Raw genomic sequence first — 15,241 nt, forward strand, 5'->3', positions numbered from 1 at the left:
CATCGTTTGGTCCGCTCTGGGTCGAGTCCGGCCTGACCGCCACTGGTCGATATTGACCAGTGGCGGTTATCAATTCTCAATTAAGGCTATCAGCTTATGTTGCCATCGATTGCCCTTGCACTAGGAATTGAAGAGCTCAGGGATGGCGGATCTCTGTGTGCAGCGTTTCAAGGTGCGAACGGCTCGATATACTGGCTTGTCCTTCCAGTAATTTTAGATGGAGACAAAATCATGGGGTACTCACGGCCAGTCGTGGTGGAAAGACCTTATGCCCCACAAGAACTACACATCTCGTGGCCGCACGCGAAGATACTGCTACAGCAGGTAGATTATTTGATTTCCGAACGTGCAAATCGAAAGTATATCGGACGGATGTACGCAGCGATTCAGAGTCAGGGAAATATCGATTGACAACTACCTTGGCTGACATAGAGAGTCCGCTTCAGTTTGATTTCGGCCTGTTGCGGCACCCTGAATTTTCTCCTGGCAACCCGCTATGCCGGCCTTAACGGCCGGGTCGGCCAACAGCGTAGCCAGTAGCCAGGGCCAGGGTCAGGTCTGACATTTGGACACGAACTCTTCCTTAGCACCTTCACCAAAGCATCCATAAACACTCTTTTTGTTAAGCTCGTTTCTGAATGTCAGACCTGACCATGCTCTTGCAGGAGTCGCACACGCACTTTTGGTGCCGGGGATGCTACTCCCAACATTGTTATGGTTCGCATCGCTGTCTATAACGGCGACGATTCATGTCGAAAGCTCGTCGGAGTTTTTTCGGCTTTATCGACGTGATCGCTCTCATAATAGAAATAGCCCACGCCACCCCAGCCACGGATCGCTTGAAGAAGCTTTACTATCAGCTGAGATTCAAACATCGGAAATTACGCTCAGCATTACAAGTCGCGCAACGAGCGGACGCACTATCAAGATGCAAATGAAGGCTGCCGGCATTGCAACGCGGTAGGCGGACATCACGTTCCTCAAATAGTTGCTGTCGTATCCGAATTCCGTGAATGTAATTACCATGGACATCAGAAATGACATCACTATTGCCATATATAGTGCAAATACATAGGGCGCAAGAAATTTTGGCAACCTGCGTTGTGCAATCCACCGATTTGAATGATTCATTGGTATTGACCTATCTAAGATGCAAGTGATAATTCAGGTTATCATTCAGCACTGGCCAAAAGAAGAGGCCGGTAGCTTAAGTCTTCACCAAGAAAAATTTATGAATGCTTTTAGGGAATGCCGTGAACATTGTGGGCGCAATCACCAACTTCACTTGTGTCGTCGAATCCGGAACTCTTGCCTCAGCCGCCCGTTCTCTAGGCGTCAGCGCGGCATCCGTGAGCCAAAACATCGCACGCCTTGAAGAGCATCTCGGTGTCCGTTTACTGGCGCGTACCACTCGGCAGATGGCACTGACCGAAGCCGGTCGCGTCTATTACGACAAGGTTCGTCATATTCCGCGCGAACTCGATCTGGCAAAACAGGCTGTAGACAAAGGGCTGGACTTGCAGGAGCATCTCACTATCGCAACCCTGTCCTCAGTTGGCCGCCATCTCCTTGCGCCCTTGCTACCGGCATTCGGCCGCCGCTATCCACGCCTGGCAATCGAGCTGGTAAGCGCCAATCACCGTGCCGACCATCTACGGGAAAAAATCGACGTCAGTATACGTATTGCTGCGCAACTCGACGACCGACTTGTGGCTCGGGTTATTGCGTCGCGCCCGTTTCTAATCTGTGCTTCACCTGAATATCTGAAAGATGCCGGAACACCGACCTCGCCTGAAGAGCTGCGATCTCACTCATGCCTTGTACTGCGCTACGCTACCAATGGCCGCTTCCTCCCGTGGGAATTCGTACGCGATGGAGTGCACTTTGATGCGCCAGTTAATCCATCCATGATCAGTGACGATATCGATATGCTGGCGCAGATGGCGGTCAATGGGGGAGGCATCACGCGCTTGGCAGACTTTGTCGCGCAACCACTGATAGAACGCGGCCTGCTTGTAACATTATTTGACCAGCTCCACCAAACCGCCGGACAAGCCATGCCCGAGCCAATGCAGATATTTGCCTGTGTAACCGACCATACGTCGCTCACGCCCAAGGTACGAGCCTTGATTGATTATCTCAAGGAGGCTCTGAACCAGTGCTAAGCCAGCTTACCGCACCTACATATTGGCCGTTCTGGAACAAACGCGATGCTCATGGAAAGGCGTGCGCGTGTTTATCAATCCTGGTGGGAGTTTGGAGCGGACGACTGGGAAGCACAGTTTGCATGCCCGTAGTTCAATACGCAGCTGTGCTGGGCGCCGATCGCGTTCATAAACGTAAATGCACGTGGAGCGGAGCAGACGAAGGAGCGAACTCGGCGTCTGCGAACTTTGCTGAAATGGTGCAGGTCGCTGAAATAAAAGCGAGCGCAGACAAGGCGCGCTGCTTCCGGCCAGAAGCGGTTCTTGACAGAAATGCCTTGTCTGCGACAAACTCCATTCTCGAACAATGCGAAAAACGATGGCTTAACTTTGCGTGACTCCATGGTCACGCAGCCAGCCAATCGCCGACACGCCGCTTTGCACTTCTGCAAGGCAGGCCAGCGTTTCCTCCGACTTTGTCGGAAATTTTCGAGCTTGCGCGCTTTCGTCGCGTCGTCTCAGATCGGAACGCATCCAAATGGCCTACTCTGCACGTCCCCTTCATCCAGCCTCCCCGCGTATCGCTATTGTCGGGGCCGGCTTGGCCGGTTTAACGCTTGCGCGTGTTATGCACGTCAACGGCATACGGGCCACCATTTACGAGGGCGAAGCGTCACCCACAGCGCGGACCCAAGGTGGCTTACTCGATATTCACGAGCACAACGGCCAGTTAGGGCTGAAAGCGGCAGGCCTTTACGAGGCATTTCTCGCCCTTGCACTCCCTGGCGAAGATGCGAAGCGTATCGTTGACAAACACGGCGCCCTATTATTTGACAGGCCGAGCTCGGGCTCTGGTGCACGGCCCGAGGTAGAGCGAGGTGCCTTGCGAGACCTTTTAGTCGCTTCCTTGCCCGCCTGCGCCATAAAATGGGGAAGAAAGCTGACCCAGGCTATTCCACTTGCCAATGGGCGGTATCAACTCGTGTTTGCAGACCGCACTACGGTTGAGGCGGACCTGCTCGTTGGGGCAGATGGCGCATGGTCGAGAGTGCGTCCCCTGGTCTCCTCCGCCACGCCACAATATACCGGCACGTTCTTCGTCGAGAACCGCCTGTTTGATGGCCCGGTCCGGCATCCCGAAAACACGGCGGCCATTGGCTCGGGTACGTTGATGGCAGTGGCACCAGGCAGGGCAATCCTGGCGCATCACCATGCGAACGGCATGCTGCACACCTATATTGCTTTGAATAAGCCTGGATCATGGATCCATGCCATCGATTTTAGTCGGAGAACAGAGGCTCTCAACCAAATCGCCATGGAGTTTGCTGGCTGGGATGCGCAGCTTCTCGCGCTGGTAACTGCGAGCGATACCGCGCCAGTCGTATGGCCCATCCATGCGTTGCCGGTAGACCATCAATGGAAACGGATCCGTGGCATCACGCTGATTGGTGATGCTGCACATCTAATGTCGCCATTTGCAGGCGAAGGCGCAAACCTCGCACTCCTTGACGGTGCTGAACTCGCGCATGCGCTTTGCAATCATCCCGATGACATTGAGGCCGCATTGGCAACGTACGAACTAGCGCTCTTCTCACGCAGCGCCGCTGTTGCTACGGAAAGTGCGCAGAATCACCTACGCTTTTTTGGTAACGAAGCGCCTCACAGTGTGGTGGCGATGTTCACGGGGCGTTAACGGATATCCTCAGCACGTGCCGGTGTCACACGTGCCGGTGTCAGGTCTGACACCGCCAATGAATGCTTGATGAATTTCCCGATGCGAGAATCTGCTCATCTGACGTGAACGACCGGGTTTGGCCTTGGACTCACCAGTCACTCGTGACAATCTGAGGAATTCTCCACCCAGGAAGCTGCTATCGTGCTTCGAGAAGCCGGATTCGGCCAAGAGCTCTGGCTGATGAGCGGTGTTCGGTACGATTACTGCTGCCGGATTTAGTCAATGTGGGCTTTGATGCACAGGACGACAGGACTGCGTGAAAATCGAATTCAAACATATCGCTTTATTGTCGGCATCTATCTGCATTGCACTTGCGTTCATCTGGCTGCTCACGCCAAAACTTTTACTGTCTCTATGGGCCGTGGAGTTTTCTGAGCCAGTTGGGCTCGTCAGCAGACGCGCTTCGCCCCTGTTCGCTGGCATGGGCCTGATGTTATTCAAGTTGAGGCACGTCGGACCATGCCCCGCGCGCACAGCCGTATCGTCGGGCCTCATGGTCACTTGTCTCATGCTTGCCCTGTTGGGCATCATTGAACTCGTTATTGGCCATGCTGGTCCGGGCATTCTGCTGGCAGTGACCGTTGAGATTGCTCTTGCTCTTGGGTTCTATTTGGCAAACTGAACGCCAAGTTTCGCGATGGATCGACAGCTGCCGGTCGGACAGGTCCAGGCAAACTGGGAGGCGGTGTCCAACTTTATTGGATTGCCAAAGTGCGCTACGCACCTCTGGCTTAATTGCTACGGCCAGACATCAAGTTTGCATTGATCCACGATGCCACGTCGGTCACCGGAATAGCGCGCTGGGCATTGAAACTGTCACTTTTATCCCAAGCAACACCCCTTCCCTGCGCAAAGGCGGCGCGATACTTGCGCATCATGTTATGTGGGTCGCGGGCCAACTCGCCCAGCAAGTATTCCTCGCTCCATGCCGAATGGCTGAAGGGTTGGCCTAGCGCCGCTTGCAGCTTGTCGGCCACTTCTCCATACGTCACAGTGTCGCCAGCCAAATAAACGATGTCGTTGCGGATACGGGGTTGCGTGAAAACGACCTCGGCAGTCAGAACGCCAATGTCATCTGGCGTGGTCAGTGTGACAGCAGTGTCGAGGCTGCCAAGAGCATGCACCGCATGTTTTTCAAGATCGACGACGCCGAACTCTGGCTCAAACAGGTAGCTCATGAACATACCGGTCGAGATGATGACCCACTCGGTCTGGTGCTGACCCCGCAGCAATTCGCGCACGTCCAGCTGTGCGTCGAAGATGTCCTGCGGACTGCCGCGACCGATGACGTCAAAATCGACGCCGAACTGCCATGGGAAATACCTGGGAATTTGCGCTTGCAGGGCAGCCCGCGCCAATTTCATTGGCGTGTCGATGCCTGCTGCATAGCCAGCACATCCTATGACTTTGTCATATTGGCCGAACACCACGGCCAGCTCGTCGTTCGAGCTTTTTACAAGATCGCCGATGGTAATGTCGATCCCAAGGCCTCGGATTTCGGCCACATCACGCTGCTTGTCTGGCACATTGGACACGGCGGCGCTTGCGCGCAGCAACACGCTGATGGTCACACCATCGACGTCCTTCGCGCGTTGCGCAAGACTGCGCAGTACCGGCATCCCGAGTTCCCCGGCACCGAGTACAAGAATCTTTTTAGACATTGCATCAGGGTCTGCCTGGTTCATCGTTAGCGGTACCGATAATTGGCGGGCTTGGTTGGACATGTTGATTTCTCCTCTAGCGTTGATACCTGCACTATAGGGGGAGCAACGATGCGGAAAAAGTGGTCCTGGAGGTTTTCACCGTGCAGAAAATGCGAACAATGGTGGGTTATAGTGCCGTTTTCTGTATAGCTATCAGGACAACATATGGATCGCGTACAAGCCATGCAGGTGTTTGTCCGGGTCGTCGAAGGCAAGAGCTTTGTACGCGCAGCGCAGACGCTCGGCTTACCGCCATCATCCGTCACCGGCATCATCAAAAGGCTTGAAAAACATTTGCAAATTCGGTTGCTCAACCGTTCAACGAGAAACCTCAGCTTGACACCGGAAGGCGAGCAGTACTTCTACCGTTGCCGCGAGATACTCGACCTGATTGACGACACGGAAGCGAGCCTGAACGGCTCTGCCGAGCGCCCGCATGGGCGGCTGCGGGTGGATATGCCGGGGGGCATTGCGCATGCCTTGATCCTGCCGCGTTTGGCGCAATTCGAGCAGCGCTACCCCGATATCTATCTCATGATCGGTATAAATGATCGCCAGGTGGACCTGATCCAGGATGGCGTCGATTGTGTGATCCGTACCGGCAACCTCAATGACTCGACGCTGGTCTCGCGTCGTTTGGGGGCGTTGCGCTGGGTCACTTGCGCGGCACCGTCCTATGTGGAAGAAAAGGGGACTCCCAAAACGCTGCTGGATCTGCAAGCACACCAGGCTGTCCACTACTTTTCCAGCACGACGCGGCGCGGAAGTGAGCTGCATTTTGTCGAAGACGGGCATTGCGTCGCCATTCCGGTGTCCGGCAAGGTAGCAGTCAACGAGACTGGGCTTTACATCAAGCTTGGCATCGACGGACGCGGCCTGATTCAGTTGGCAGAGATGCTGGTGGCGGAACAATTGCGGAACGGAGAGTTAGTCGAGGTGCTGGCCGACTGGCGACCAGCACCTGTTCCTGTATCACTACTTTACCCCCACCGCCGCTTTCTCTCTCCGGCGATGCGCGCGTTTGCCGATTGGACAGCCGAACTGTTTACCGACGTCTGCTAAGGGTCGATAGTTGCCTGTCAAAACAACGAATGAATCGCGTCAGGACTGCACATCCACACCCTTCCAGAACGCGATGTGGCCAGTAATATTTGACGCGGCCGATTTTGGTGTGGCATACACCCACGCCGCATCCTTGTTGACCTTGCCGTTCACCTCGACATTGTAGTAGCTCGCGGTTCCCTTCCAGGGACAGTTGGTTGTCGTACTCGAGTCGCTGAAAAACTGGCGGTTCAAAGAGGCGGGGGGAAATAGTGGTTCCCTTCGACGACGACCGTATCGTTCGACTGCGCCAGCACTTCACCATTCCATATTGCTTTCATATGCACTCCGGTAGCGCTTCGGATCTGAAGCGCGGACCAGTCTACACCGGTTGCGTGAGAAAGTTGATGGGGATGTTTGTGCGACGAGTGCGCGCAGGAAGGCGTTGGGCCAGGTAGTCGCAAAACCTCGTGCGCACTCAACATGCCGCCTCGCGATGCTGATGGCTTACCATGCACTGTCACCACTTCCTTGCCCGCCCGTGAAAATCGCCATCGGCCACCGCCTCTTTGCTTCCGTGCTCCTTGCCATGCTGACGGTGGCTGCCGCCGCCGTGCTGCTGCTGCGCCAGAATGTGCTGGGCAGTTTCGGCGACTATGCGGTGGCGATTGAACTGGATCGCCTCGATGAACTCTCCGGCGCCGTCGCGCGCCAGTACAGCCAGCATGGCGACTGGACGTTCCTGCCGTCCGGTGACGACCGGCGCGACTGGATCGGCGACGAATTAACGCGCCTGCAGTCCGTGCGCGGGAAGCCGGTGCCGCCGGTTGGGCCGGTCAGACCAGTGCCGCCAGTGGACCCCGCAGCGCCTGCGGCACCCGCCGCTCCCCTGCACACGCGAGCCGGCCCGCCCATGCCGCCGCTCCCACCGCCCCCACCCGCCCCACCCGGCGTCATCGCGGATCTGCACACACGCATCACCCTGCTCGATGCGAATGGTGCGTATCTCGCCGGCCGCCCGCCGGGCAACCTGCCCCTGGCACGGCGCGCGATCACCGTCGATGACCGCACGATCGGCTATCTCGGCGTCGCGCGCAGCGCGCGGCCCAGCGACGCGATGGCGTTTGCCTTTCTCGACCAGCTACAGCGCAGCCTGTGGCTGATCGGCGGGCTGGCCCTGGTGCTCAGCGCTTTGGCGGCAATCGGTTTGGCACGCCACTTCCGGCGCCCGATCGACCGTCTCGCGCGCGGCGCGGGCGCGCTGGCTGCGGGCGACTACACCGTGCGCCTGCCGGTCCAGCGCAGCGATGAACTGGGCGACCTCGCACGCCACTTCAATGCGCTGGCAGAGCGGCTCGATCAGGCCGAAGCGGCGCGTCGTCAATGGGTGGCCGATACGTCGCACGAACTGCGAACGCCGCTGGCCGTGCTGCGCGCACAGCTCGAAGCGATCCAGGATGGCGTGCGCCAGGCCACACCAGCCACGGTCGATGCGATGGTGTTACAGGTACACGCGCTGACGAAGCTGATCGACGAACTGTATGCGCTGGCGCGGGCCGACGTCGGCGAACTGGCGTGCCAGCGCGTGCCGCTCGATCTGTGGCAACTGGCGACCGCCGAAGCGCAGGCCTTCAGCGCGCGCTACCAGGCGGCCAACCTGACCTTCGAAACTGGTCAGACGCCAGCACAATCACAGGTGCTGGGCGACCCGGACCGCCTGCGCCAGGTACTGGCCAACCTGTTCGAGAACAGCCTGCGCTATACGGCGCCCGGCGGCGCGGTGCGGCTAAGCGCGCAGGTGCACGACGGCCAGTTGCACCTGACGCTCGACGACAGCGCGCCCGGCGTGCCGGATGCGGCATTATCGCGCCTGGCCGAGCGCTTCTACCGCGTCGATGCATCGCGCAGCCGCGCGCATGGCGGCGCCGGCCTGGGTCTGGCCTTGAGCCGGCGCCTGCTTGCCGCGCAAGGCGGCGCACTGGCGTTTGCCCACTCGCCACTGGGTGGCCTGCGCGTGACCGTGTCGCTGCCGCTGCCGCTGCTTAAACAGGAAATGCCATGAACAGCACAATCATGATCGTCGAGGACGAACCGGAACTGGCCGCCGTGATCGCCGACTACGCACGCGCGGCCGGTTATCTCCCAACCGTGCATGGCGACGGCGCAGAGGCCCTGGCCGCGATCCGCGCGGCGCCACCGGATCTGATCGTGCTCGACCTGATGCTGCCTGGCCTGGATGGCCTGGCGCTATGCCGCGCGGTGCGCGCGTTTTCGGAGGTGCCGATCGTGATGGTGACGGCGCGGGTCGAAGAAATCGACCGCTTGCTGGGACTGGAACTGGGCGCCGACGACTACCTGTGCAAGCCGTTCAGCCCGCGCGAACTGATGGCGCGCATCAAGGCGATCCTGCGCCGCGCCGGGAGTGCCGGGGCAACGCCAGAGGCATTGCTGCTGGACGAGGCCGCCCGCAGCGCCAGGATCCACGGCCGCGCGCTCGACCTGACGCCAAGCGAATACGCGATCCTGGCCGCGCTTGCGCGCCGGCCGGGCCAGGTGCTGTCACGCGCCCAGCTGCTCGACGCGGCCCGCGCCGACAATCTCGACGCCACCGACCGCGCGATCGACAGCCATGTCAAGAACCTGCGGCGCAAGATCGACGGTGCGGCGCCGGGGCTGGAGCCGATCCGCTCGATCTACGGCCTGGGTTACCGCTACGACATGTGAAGCTTACTTCGGCGCGTACATCGACGCGTAACGGGCGCCGAAGTACAGGATGAACGCATAGCAGGCGGCCGGCAGCAGGAACGAGATCTGCACGCCCAGCGAATCGGCCAGCGCGCCCTGCGCGAACGGCACCAGTGCGCCGCCGACGATGGCCATGCACAGGATGCCGGAACCCTGGCCCGTGTGCTTGCCCAGGCCGTGCAGCGCCATGCTGAAGATCGTCGGGAACATGATCGAGTTGCACAGGCCAACCGCCAGGATCGCCCACATCGCGATGTCACCCTGCGCGAACGTGCCAACCAGTACCAGCACGATTGCCGCCACCGAGTTGAACGCCAGCGTCTTGCCAGGGCTGACCACACGCATCACGGCAAAGCCGATGAAGCGCCCCACCATGGCGCCGCCCCAGTAGATGCTGACGTAATGGGCGGCGTCGGCGTGTGCCAGACCGGCGATCTGCGGCTCGCCGATGAAGTTGATCAGGAAGCTGCCGATGCTCACTTCAGCGCCCACGTACAGGAAGATACCGATCGCACCCAGCACCAGGTGGCGATGCGCCAGCACCGAGCCGGCGGCACCCGCCACCGGCGTGCCATCGTCATCGGCCGCGACAATCTTTGGCAGCTTCGCCATCAGGAACAGTACGGCCAGCACCACCAGCAGGCCAGCCAGCATCAGGTACGGCCCGCGCACGCTGGCCGCTTCGGCGGCCGGATCGGCACCCGCTACGGCCGCGGCGCCTGCTGCCGACAGGATCAGCACCCCACCGACGGCCGGACCGATCGTCGTGCCAAGCGAATTGAACGCCTGCGTCAGCGTCAACCGGCTCGACGCCGTGCGCGCCGGCCCCAGTACCGCGACATACGGATTGGCCGCAACCTGCAGCACCGTGATGCCCGAGGCCAGCACGAACAGCGCCAGCAGGAACATGCCGTAGCCACCGGAAGCGGCCGGATAGAACAGCGTGCAGCCGCCTGCGGCCACCAGCAGGCCCGTCACGGCGCCTTTCTGGTAACCGATGCGGCGAATCAGCGCGCCGGCCGGCAGCGACACGATCGCATACGCGCCGAAGAAGCAGAACTGCACCAGCATCGCCTGCACATACGTCAGCGTGTAGACCGCCTTCAGGTGCGGAATGAGCACGTCGTTGAGCGACGTGATCAGGCCCCACATGAAGAACAGGATGGTGACGATGACGAGCGCCCCCGTGTTACTGCCTTGTTGCGTCCCGGGGGGACCGTCCTGCCGCGCGACTGGTGCCGCGCCCGTTGCCATATTGGCCATGCTGTCTCCTGATGATTGTTATTGTGGTCGGGTGCTTAGCGGGCCATGCCTGCGGGCGGACGTGGCAGGTCGCGGGCACGTGTGCCCCAGCCCTGCGCATCCGGCTGTGGCGCCAGCTGATACTTCAGCGCGCCGCCCGACTGCAGTTGCTCCCAGTCGAGCCAGACGCGTTCCACCGCGCGGCCGCCGTAGTTGACCGACTTGACGAAGCCGCGCTGACCCGGCTTGGCGCCCGCGGCGTCGATGCGCAGCGTGCGGCCCTGGGCCAGGTCGATCTCGGCGCCGGCAAAGCGCGGCGCGTGCAGCAGGAAGCGGCCGCTGCCCGGCATGTCCGGATAGATGCCCAGTGCGCTGAACAGGTACCAGGCCGACATCGTGCCCAGGTCATCGTTGCCCGTCACGCCGCCCGGACCATTCGTGAACAGCGTCTCGGCAGCGCGCAGCACGGTCGTCGTCTTCCACGGCTGGCCCATCAGCGTGTACATCCACGGTGCGTGCAGGTCCGGCTCGTTGTTCGGGTTGTAGCGGAACTGGGCGTAGTAGCTGTACGGCCCCACCACCCACGACTTGCGCACGGCGTTGGGGTCGGCCAGCACGGCGTCGTAATCGAAGAACTGGTCGAGGCGGCCGAGGGCCGGCGCGTGGCCGCCCATCGCTGCCGCCAGGCCCGGCACGTCCTGCGGCGCCAGCCACTGGTACTGCCACGCCGTGCCTTCATGGAAGCCATGGTCGCCACGCGGGTCGAACCCGCTGCCAACGTCGGCAAACCAGCTGCCGTCGATCAGGCGTGGGCGCGGGAAGCCGCGCTGGCCGGTCGGTTCATCAACAGCATTGGCGTCCCAGATGGTTTTCCAGTTCAGCGCGCGCTGCGCCAGCACACGGGCATCGTCCTCGTGGCCAAGCGCCTTGGCCATCTCGGCCAGCGCGCCATCGGCCAGCGCGTATTCGAGCGTCGCCGAGGCGCCGTGGTGCGGGTCGGTGTCCATCCCTTTCGACACAAAACTGCGGTCGTACTGCACGAAGCCCTGCTTCATGTAATTCGGATTGCCCGAACGGCCTTGCGGACGAATGCCGTGGGCCGGCACGCCGAATGCGTTCTCGCGCAGTGCGGTGTAGGCCTGGGCTTCACGGCCCTTCAGCGCGCCGAAGCGCCACAGGTCAACGAGGAACGGCGTGACCGGGTCACCCGTCATGATATTGGTTTCGAAGTTGGCGTAGCCCCAGCGTGGCAGCCAGCCGCCCTGGTCGCGGATTGCCAGCACCGAAGTCGCGATATCGCGCGCGCGCTCGGGGCGGATCAGCGCCAGCAACTGGTTCTGCGCGCGGTAGGTGTCCCACAGCGAGAAGAATTCGTAGTAGGTCCAGTCCTTCGCGGTATGGATCGCATCGTCGTAGCCGCGATAGCGGCCGTCGGCGTCGTTGCCCGTCAGCGGCTGCAGCAGCGCGTGATACAGCGCCGTGTAGAACACGGTGCGGTCATCCTTGCTGCCGCCCTTGATGCGCACGCTCTTGAGTTCACGCTGCCAGGTGGCCTGCGCTTTCGTCTTCATGGCATCAAAAGTCAGGGCCTTGTCGCCGGCCTTGCCATCGGCCGCGAGGTTGATGCGCGCGCCTTCGGCGTCGACGTGCGAGATCGCGCTGACGGCGGTCACGGCCTGGCCGTTCTTCAGGTCAAAGGTCAGCCACACGCCATGCGGCTTGGCTTCGCCCTGCTGGCTTGGACCGGCAGCGCCAGGCCAGCCGCCGCGGTCGTCCCAGACGCCCTTGGCGGCGATCGGCTGGTCGAACTCCATGCGGAACCAGGTCGTGTACTTGGCGCCGCCGCAGAAGCTGCGGGTGACGATCTTGCCTTCGACGGCGCGCTCGCCAACGACCTGCACTTCGCTGCCGATGACGCCATGGCGCTCGTTGGCCTGGGCCACGTTGAGCAGCACGTGGCCGGTCTTGGTGCCGGGCGCGTAGGTGTAACGTTCGGCGGCGGCGCGGGTCAGCGCGGTCGCTTCGGCCGTGATGCCGCCGTAGCTGGTCAGCTTGACCTTGTAGTAGCCGGCCTGGCCCACTTCGCCGTCATGCGTGTAGTCGGCGGCGTAGCGCTTGTGGTCAAACGTGCCTTTCTTGGCGGTGTCGAAATCCCCGCCCGGGCCGATGGTGCCGGTGACCGGCAGCACCGACAGCTGCCCGCCCTGCTCCCAGCAGCCGGCACCGGACAGGAACGAGTGGCCAAAACCCCGGATTCGCTTGTCGCTGTAGCGGTAGCCGGCGTAGTGGTCGGCAATCGGGCTGACCTGGATCATGCCGAACGGCGCGGAGGCGCCGGGGAAGGTATTGCCTTCATCCTGGGTGCCGATGAAGGTGTTGACCGGCATGCTGTCGGCGGCCAGCGCGACTGGAGCGCCCAGGGGCAGCAGGCAGGCCAGCACCAGCGTGGGGACACTGAAACGGGTACGGAAATGCGGCATCACGATGCTTCTCCTTCGAGCAGTTCGAACAGTTGGTGCATGGCCGCCGGTGGCGGTGGGGTGGCGCCGGCCTGCAGGCAGGCGGCGGAGCCAGCCGCCAGTGCGGCGTGCAGGTGCGCCTGCAAGGTGCGCTGCGGATGGCGTGCAAGGCTGTGCAGGAGGCCAGCGGCGCTGGCATCGCCCGCGCCCACCGTATCCACGACCGCCACTTTCGGCGCCAGCGCGTGGCAGCGCTCGTCGCCATGGAACAGGCTCGCGCCCTGGCCGCCGCGCGTGAGCAGGCAGTAGGCGGCCGGGTTGAATGCGCGCAGGCGCGCCAGGGCGTCGTCCAGACCCAGGCCGGGGAACAGGCCGCGCAGGTCGTCGTCCGACACCTTGATCAGGTCGGCCAGCGAAGCCATCGCTTCGAGCGTCGGCGTGTAGCGCGCATCCATCAGGTTGCGGTAGTTCGGATCGAAGCTGATCGACACGCCGCGCTCTTTCAGCGTGCGCGCCAGCGCCACCAGCGTGGCAGCCAGCGGCTCGCGCGCCAGGCTGATGCCGCCGAAGTGCGCCCAGCGCAGGCCGTCGAAGGCGCCCGCCGGCAGCGCGGCCGGATCGAAATGCAGGTCGGCGCTGTCGTCGCCGATGAAGAAGTAGCGCGGCGGCTCGCCGCCCTCGACCACGGCCAGCAGCGGCGCGCGGTCCACGCGCTGCAGCAGGCGCAGGTCCAGGCCGGCCGCTTCGCTGGCGGCCCACAGCGCGTCGCCAAAACGGTCGCGGCTGATCGCGCCGGCAAATGCCGTCGGCTCGCCCAGCACCGCCAGCGCACGCGCCACGTTCCAGGTCGAGCCGCCCACGCGGCTGACCCAGCGTTCGTCGCCCTGGTGGATCATGTCGGTCAGCGCCTCGCCGGCGCACAGCATGAACGGCGCATCAACCATGACGGTTTCCTTTCATCGCGGCGACGATGTCGTAGACGGCGCCCATCGTGTGGTAATCGACCTTGCCGGCCGGGCTTTTCTCGTCACTGAGCTTGCGGTTCTCGCGGTCCAGGATGCGGTACCAGGCGCCGTGCTCGTGGTCGACGAAGTGGCTCCAGCTGTATTGCCAGAGCCGTTCGTACCAGGTCCAGTAGGCGTCGTTGCCGGTGCGCGTGCCCAAGAGCGCCGCTGCGGCGGCGCTTTCGGCCTGCACCCAGAAGTACTTGTGGCTGTCGCAGACGGTCAGGTCGGGCGCGAGCGAATACGCCACGCCGCCGAACTCGTTGTCCCAGCCCTTCTCCACCGCCACCTTGAACAGGCGCTCGGCGGTCGGCAGCAGCCAGCTCAGGTCATCCGTCAGAACGCCCGGGGCGCGCGCTTCGAGCTGCACCAGCAGCTTGGCCCATTCGGTGAAGTGGCCTGGCTGGTAGCCCCACGGGCGAAACAGGTTTTCCGGGTCGTCGATGTTGAACTTCCAGTCCGGCTGCCACTGTTCGTCGTAGTGTTCCCAGATCAGGCCACCGCAGCGCGCGGCCTGGCGCTGCGTGATGTTGCTGGCCACCAGATAGGCGCGCTCGAGGTAGCGTGCTTCGCCAGTCGCTTGATGCGCCGCCAGCAGCGCCTCGACCGCGTGCATGTTGGCGTTCTGGCCGCGGTAGGTCGACAGCGTGCGCCAGTCGTGGCTTGCTTCGTCAGCGTACAGGCCATCGGCCGCGTTCCAGAAGCGCGCTTCCATCAGGTCGAACGTCTCGCCGATCCAGGGGCGCGTCTCTTCCAGCCCTGCCATCGTCGCATGCGAATACGCCAGCAGCACGAAGGCCTGGCCATAGGCATGCTGGGTGCCGTCTTCGACGTCGCAGCCGTCCAGCATCCAGGCGTAGCCGCTGCCGTCCGGTGCGCGGTGCGCGTCACGCAGGAAGCGCACCGCGTGCTGCAGGCCGTCCAGGTAGGCCGGATCGCCAAACTGGCGGTATGCCATCGCGTAGGTGAACACGAAGCGCGTGCTGCTCACCAGGTGCCGGTGGCGCGGGTCGTAGACGGCGCCGTCGTCCTTGAAATAGTGGAACATGCCTCCGGCGGGATCGATCGCGCGCGGGTGGTAGAAACGCATCGTGTGGCGTGCGTGGTCGAGCAGCTGGTCCGGGCTGCGAAAGTTCGGGAACGTGGTCATGGTGGGGGCTGGTGGTTG

At 62.0% G+C, this 15,241-nt stretch carries 12 protein-coding genes and 1 pseudogene; 6 read left to right on the forward strand and 7 right to left on the reverse strand.

Annotated elements, in window-relative coordinates; genetic code table 11:
* Positions 1–867: 867 nt before the first annotated feature.
* Positions 868–1,131 carry a DUF2798 domain-containing protein gene (locus ACZ0AJ_RS13195; RefSeq protein ID WP_499454960.1) on the reverse strand — a complete coding sequence of 88 codons (264 nt, stop codon included), beginning with the start codon at positions 1,129–1,131 and terminating at the stop codon, positions 868–870.
* A 104-nt stretch (positions 1,132–1,235) separates the two neighbouring features.
* Between ACZ0AJ_RS13195 and ACZ0AJ_RS13200 the strand changes: the two genes are divergently transcribed.
* From ACZ0AJ_RS13200 to ACZ0AJ_RS13210, 3 genes are all read left to right on the forward strand, one after another.
* Complete coding sequence (locus ACZ0AJ_RS13200) at positions 1,236–2,165, forward strand: LysR family transcriptional regulator (RefSeq protein WP_499455056.1); 930 nt, start codon at positions 1,236–1,238, stop codon at positions 2,163–2,165.
* 517 nt (positions 2,166–2,682) lie between these two features.
* On the forward strand, positions 2,683–3,837 hold the full coding sequence (locus ACZ0AJ_RS13205; RefSeq protein WP_499454963.1) for an FAD-dependent oxidoreductase: 1,155 nt from the start codon (positions 2,683–2,685) through the stop codon (positions 3,835–3,837).
* 298 nt (positions 3,838–4,135) lie between these two features.
* Positions 4,136–4,501 carry a hypothetical protein gene (locus ACZ0AJ_RS13210; protein ID WP_499454964.1) on the forward strand — a complete coding sequence of 122 codons (366 nt, stop codon included), beginning with the start codon at positions 4,136–4,138 and terminating at the stop codon, positions 4,499–4,501.
* Positions 4,502–4,610: 109 nt separating this feature from the next.
* Here ACZ0AJ_RS13210 and ACZ0AJ_RS13215 read toward each other — a convergent pair whose 3' ends face one another.
* On the reverse strand, positions 4,611–5,564 hold the full coding sequence (locus tag ACZ0AJ_RS13215) for an aromatic alcohol reductase (protein WP_499456787.1): 954 nt from the start codon (positions 5,562–5,564) through the stop codon (positions 4,611–4,613).
* Between the two features lie 183 nt (positions 5,565–5,747).
* Between ACZ0AJ_RS13215 and ACZ0AJ_RS13220 the strand changes: the two genes are divergently transcribed.
* On the forward strand, positions 5,748–6,644 hold the full coding sequence (locus ACZ0AJ_RS13220; RefSeq protein ID WP_499454965.1) for a LysR family transcriptional regulator: 897 nt from the start codon (positions 5,748–5,750) through the stop codon (positions 6,642–6,644).
* Positions 6,645–6,683: 39 nt separating this feature from the next.
* Here the strand turns inward: ACZ0AJ_RS13220 and ACZ0AJ_RS13225 are convergent.
* A pseudogene (locus ACZ0AJ_RS13225) lies at positions 6,684–6,964 on the reverse strand (DUF427 domain-containing protein).
* A 200-nt stretch (positions 6,965–7,164) separates the two neighbouring features.
* On the opposite strand from ACZ0AJ_RS13225, the gene ACZ0AJ_RS13230 reads away from it, so the two are divergent.
* Both ACZ0AJ_RS13230 and ACZ0AJ_RS13235 read left to right on the forward strand, forming a co-directional pair.
* On the forward strand, positions 7,165–8,685 hold the full coding sequence (locus ACZ0AJ_RS13230; protein WP_499454966.1) for an ATP-binding protein: 1,521 nt from the start codon (positions 7,165–7,167) through the stop codon (positions 8,683–8,685).
* Positions 8,682–9,347, forward strand: a complete 666-nt coding sequence (locus ACZ0AJ_RS13235; RefSeq protein WP_499454968.1) for a response regulator — start codon at positions 8,682–8,684, stop codon at positions 9,345–9,347. Before ACZ0AJ_RS13230 ends, ACZ0AJ_RS13235 begins: the two co-directional genes overlap by 4 nt.
* 3 nt (positions 9,348–9,350) lie before the next feature.
* Here the strand turns inward: ACZ0AJ_RS13235 and ACZ0AJ_RS13240 are convergent, their stop codons facing one another.
* Genes ACZ0AJ_RS13240 through ACZ0AJ_RS13255 form a run of 4 tightly spaced genes read right to left on the reverse strand, consistent with a single transcriptional unit; the run spans position 9,351 to position 15,223 of the window.
* Positions 9,351–10,631: a sugar MFS transporter gene (locus ACZ0AJ_RS13240; RefSeq protein ID WP_499454970.1), complete on the reverse strand. Its 1,281-nt coding sequence runs from the start codon at positions 10,629–10,631 to the stop codon at positions 9,351–9,353.
* A gap of 35 nt (positions 10,632–10,666) precedes the next feature.
* The gene (locus ACZ0AJ_RS13245) at positions 10,667–13,090 is read right to left on the reverse strand and encodes a GH92 family glycosyl hydrolase (RefSeq protein WP_499456789.1); all 2,424 of its coding nucleotides are present in this window, start codon (positions 13,088–13,090) and stop codon (positions 10,667–10,669) included.
* Positions 13,090–14,013 carry a carbohydrate kinase family protein gene (locus ACZ0AJ_RS13250; RefSeq protein WP_499455060.1) on the reverse strand — a complete coding sequence of 308 codons (924 nt, stop codon included), beginning with the start codon at positions 14,011–14,013 and terminating at the stop codon, positions 13,090–13,092. Before ACZ0AJ_RS13250 ends, ACZ0AJ_RS13245 begins: the two co-directional genes overlap by 1 nt.
* The gene (locus ACZ0AJ_RS13255; protein ID WP_499455062.1) at positions 14,006–15,223 is read right to left on the reverse strand and encodes an AGE family epimerase/isomerase; all 1,218 of its coding nucleotides are present in this window, start codon (positions 15,221–15,223) and stop codon (positions 14,006–14,008) included. The genes ACZ0AJ_RS13250 and ACZ0AJ_RS13255 overlap by 8 nt, the downstream gene beginning before the upstream one ends.
* Positions 15,224–15,241 lie beyond the last annotated feature (18 nt).

Source organism: Telluria sp. AC161 (assembly GCF_979258535.1).

Coding starts and splice junctions, on each gene's coding strand:
- ACZ0AJ_RS13240 (WP_499454970.1), bottom strand. CDS start 10,631: ATGGCCAATATGGCAACGGGCGCGGCACCAGTCGCGCGGCAGGACGGT.
- ACZ0AJ_RS13245 (WP_499456789.1), bottom strand. CDS start 13,090: ATGCCGCATTTCCGTACCCGTTTCAGTGTCCCCACGCTGGTGCTGGCC.
- ACZ0AJ_RS13255 (WP_499455062.1), bottom strand. CDS start 15,223: ATGACCACGTTCCCGAACTTTCGCAGCCCGGACCAGCTGCTCGACCAC.
- ACZ0AJ_RS13215 (WP_499456787.1), bottom strand. CDS start 5,564: ATGAACCAGGCAGACCCTGATGCAATGTCTAAAAAGATTCTTGTACTC.
- ACZ0AJ_RS13235 (WP_499454968.1), top strand. CDS start 8,682: ATGAACAGCACAATCATGATCGTCGAGGACGAACCGGAACTGGCCGCC.
- ACZ0AJ_RS13205 (WP_499454963.1), top strand. CDS start 2,683: ATGGCCTACTCTGCACGTCCCCTTCATCCAGCCTCCCCGCGTATCGCT.
- ACZ0AJ_RS13200 (WP_499455056.1), top strand. CDS start 1,236: ATGCTTTTAGGGAATGCCGTGAACATTGTGGGCGCAATCACCAACTTC.
- ACZ0AJ_RS13220 (WP_499454965.1), top strand. CDS start 5,748: ATGGATCGCGTACAAGCCATGCAGGTGTTTGTCCGGGTCGTCGAAGGC.
- ACZ0AJ_RS13195 (WP_499454960.1), bottom strand. CDS start 1,131: ATGAATCATTCAAATCGGTGGATTGCACAACGCAGGTTGCCAAAATTT.
- ACZ0AJ_RS13250 (WP_499455060.1), bottom strand. CDS start 14,013: ATGGTTGATGCGCCGTTCATGCTGTGCGCCGGCGAGGCGCTGACCGAC.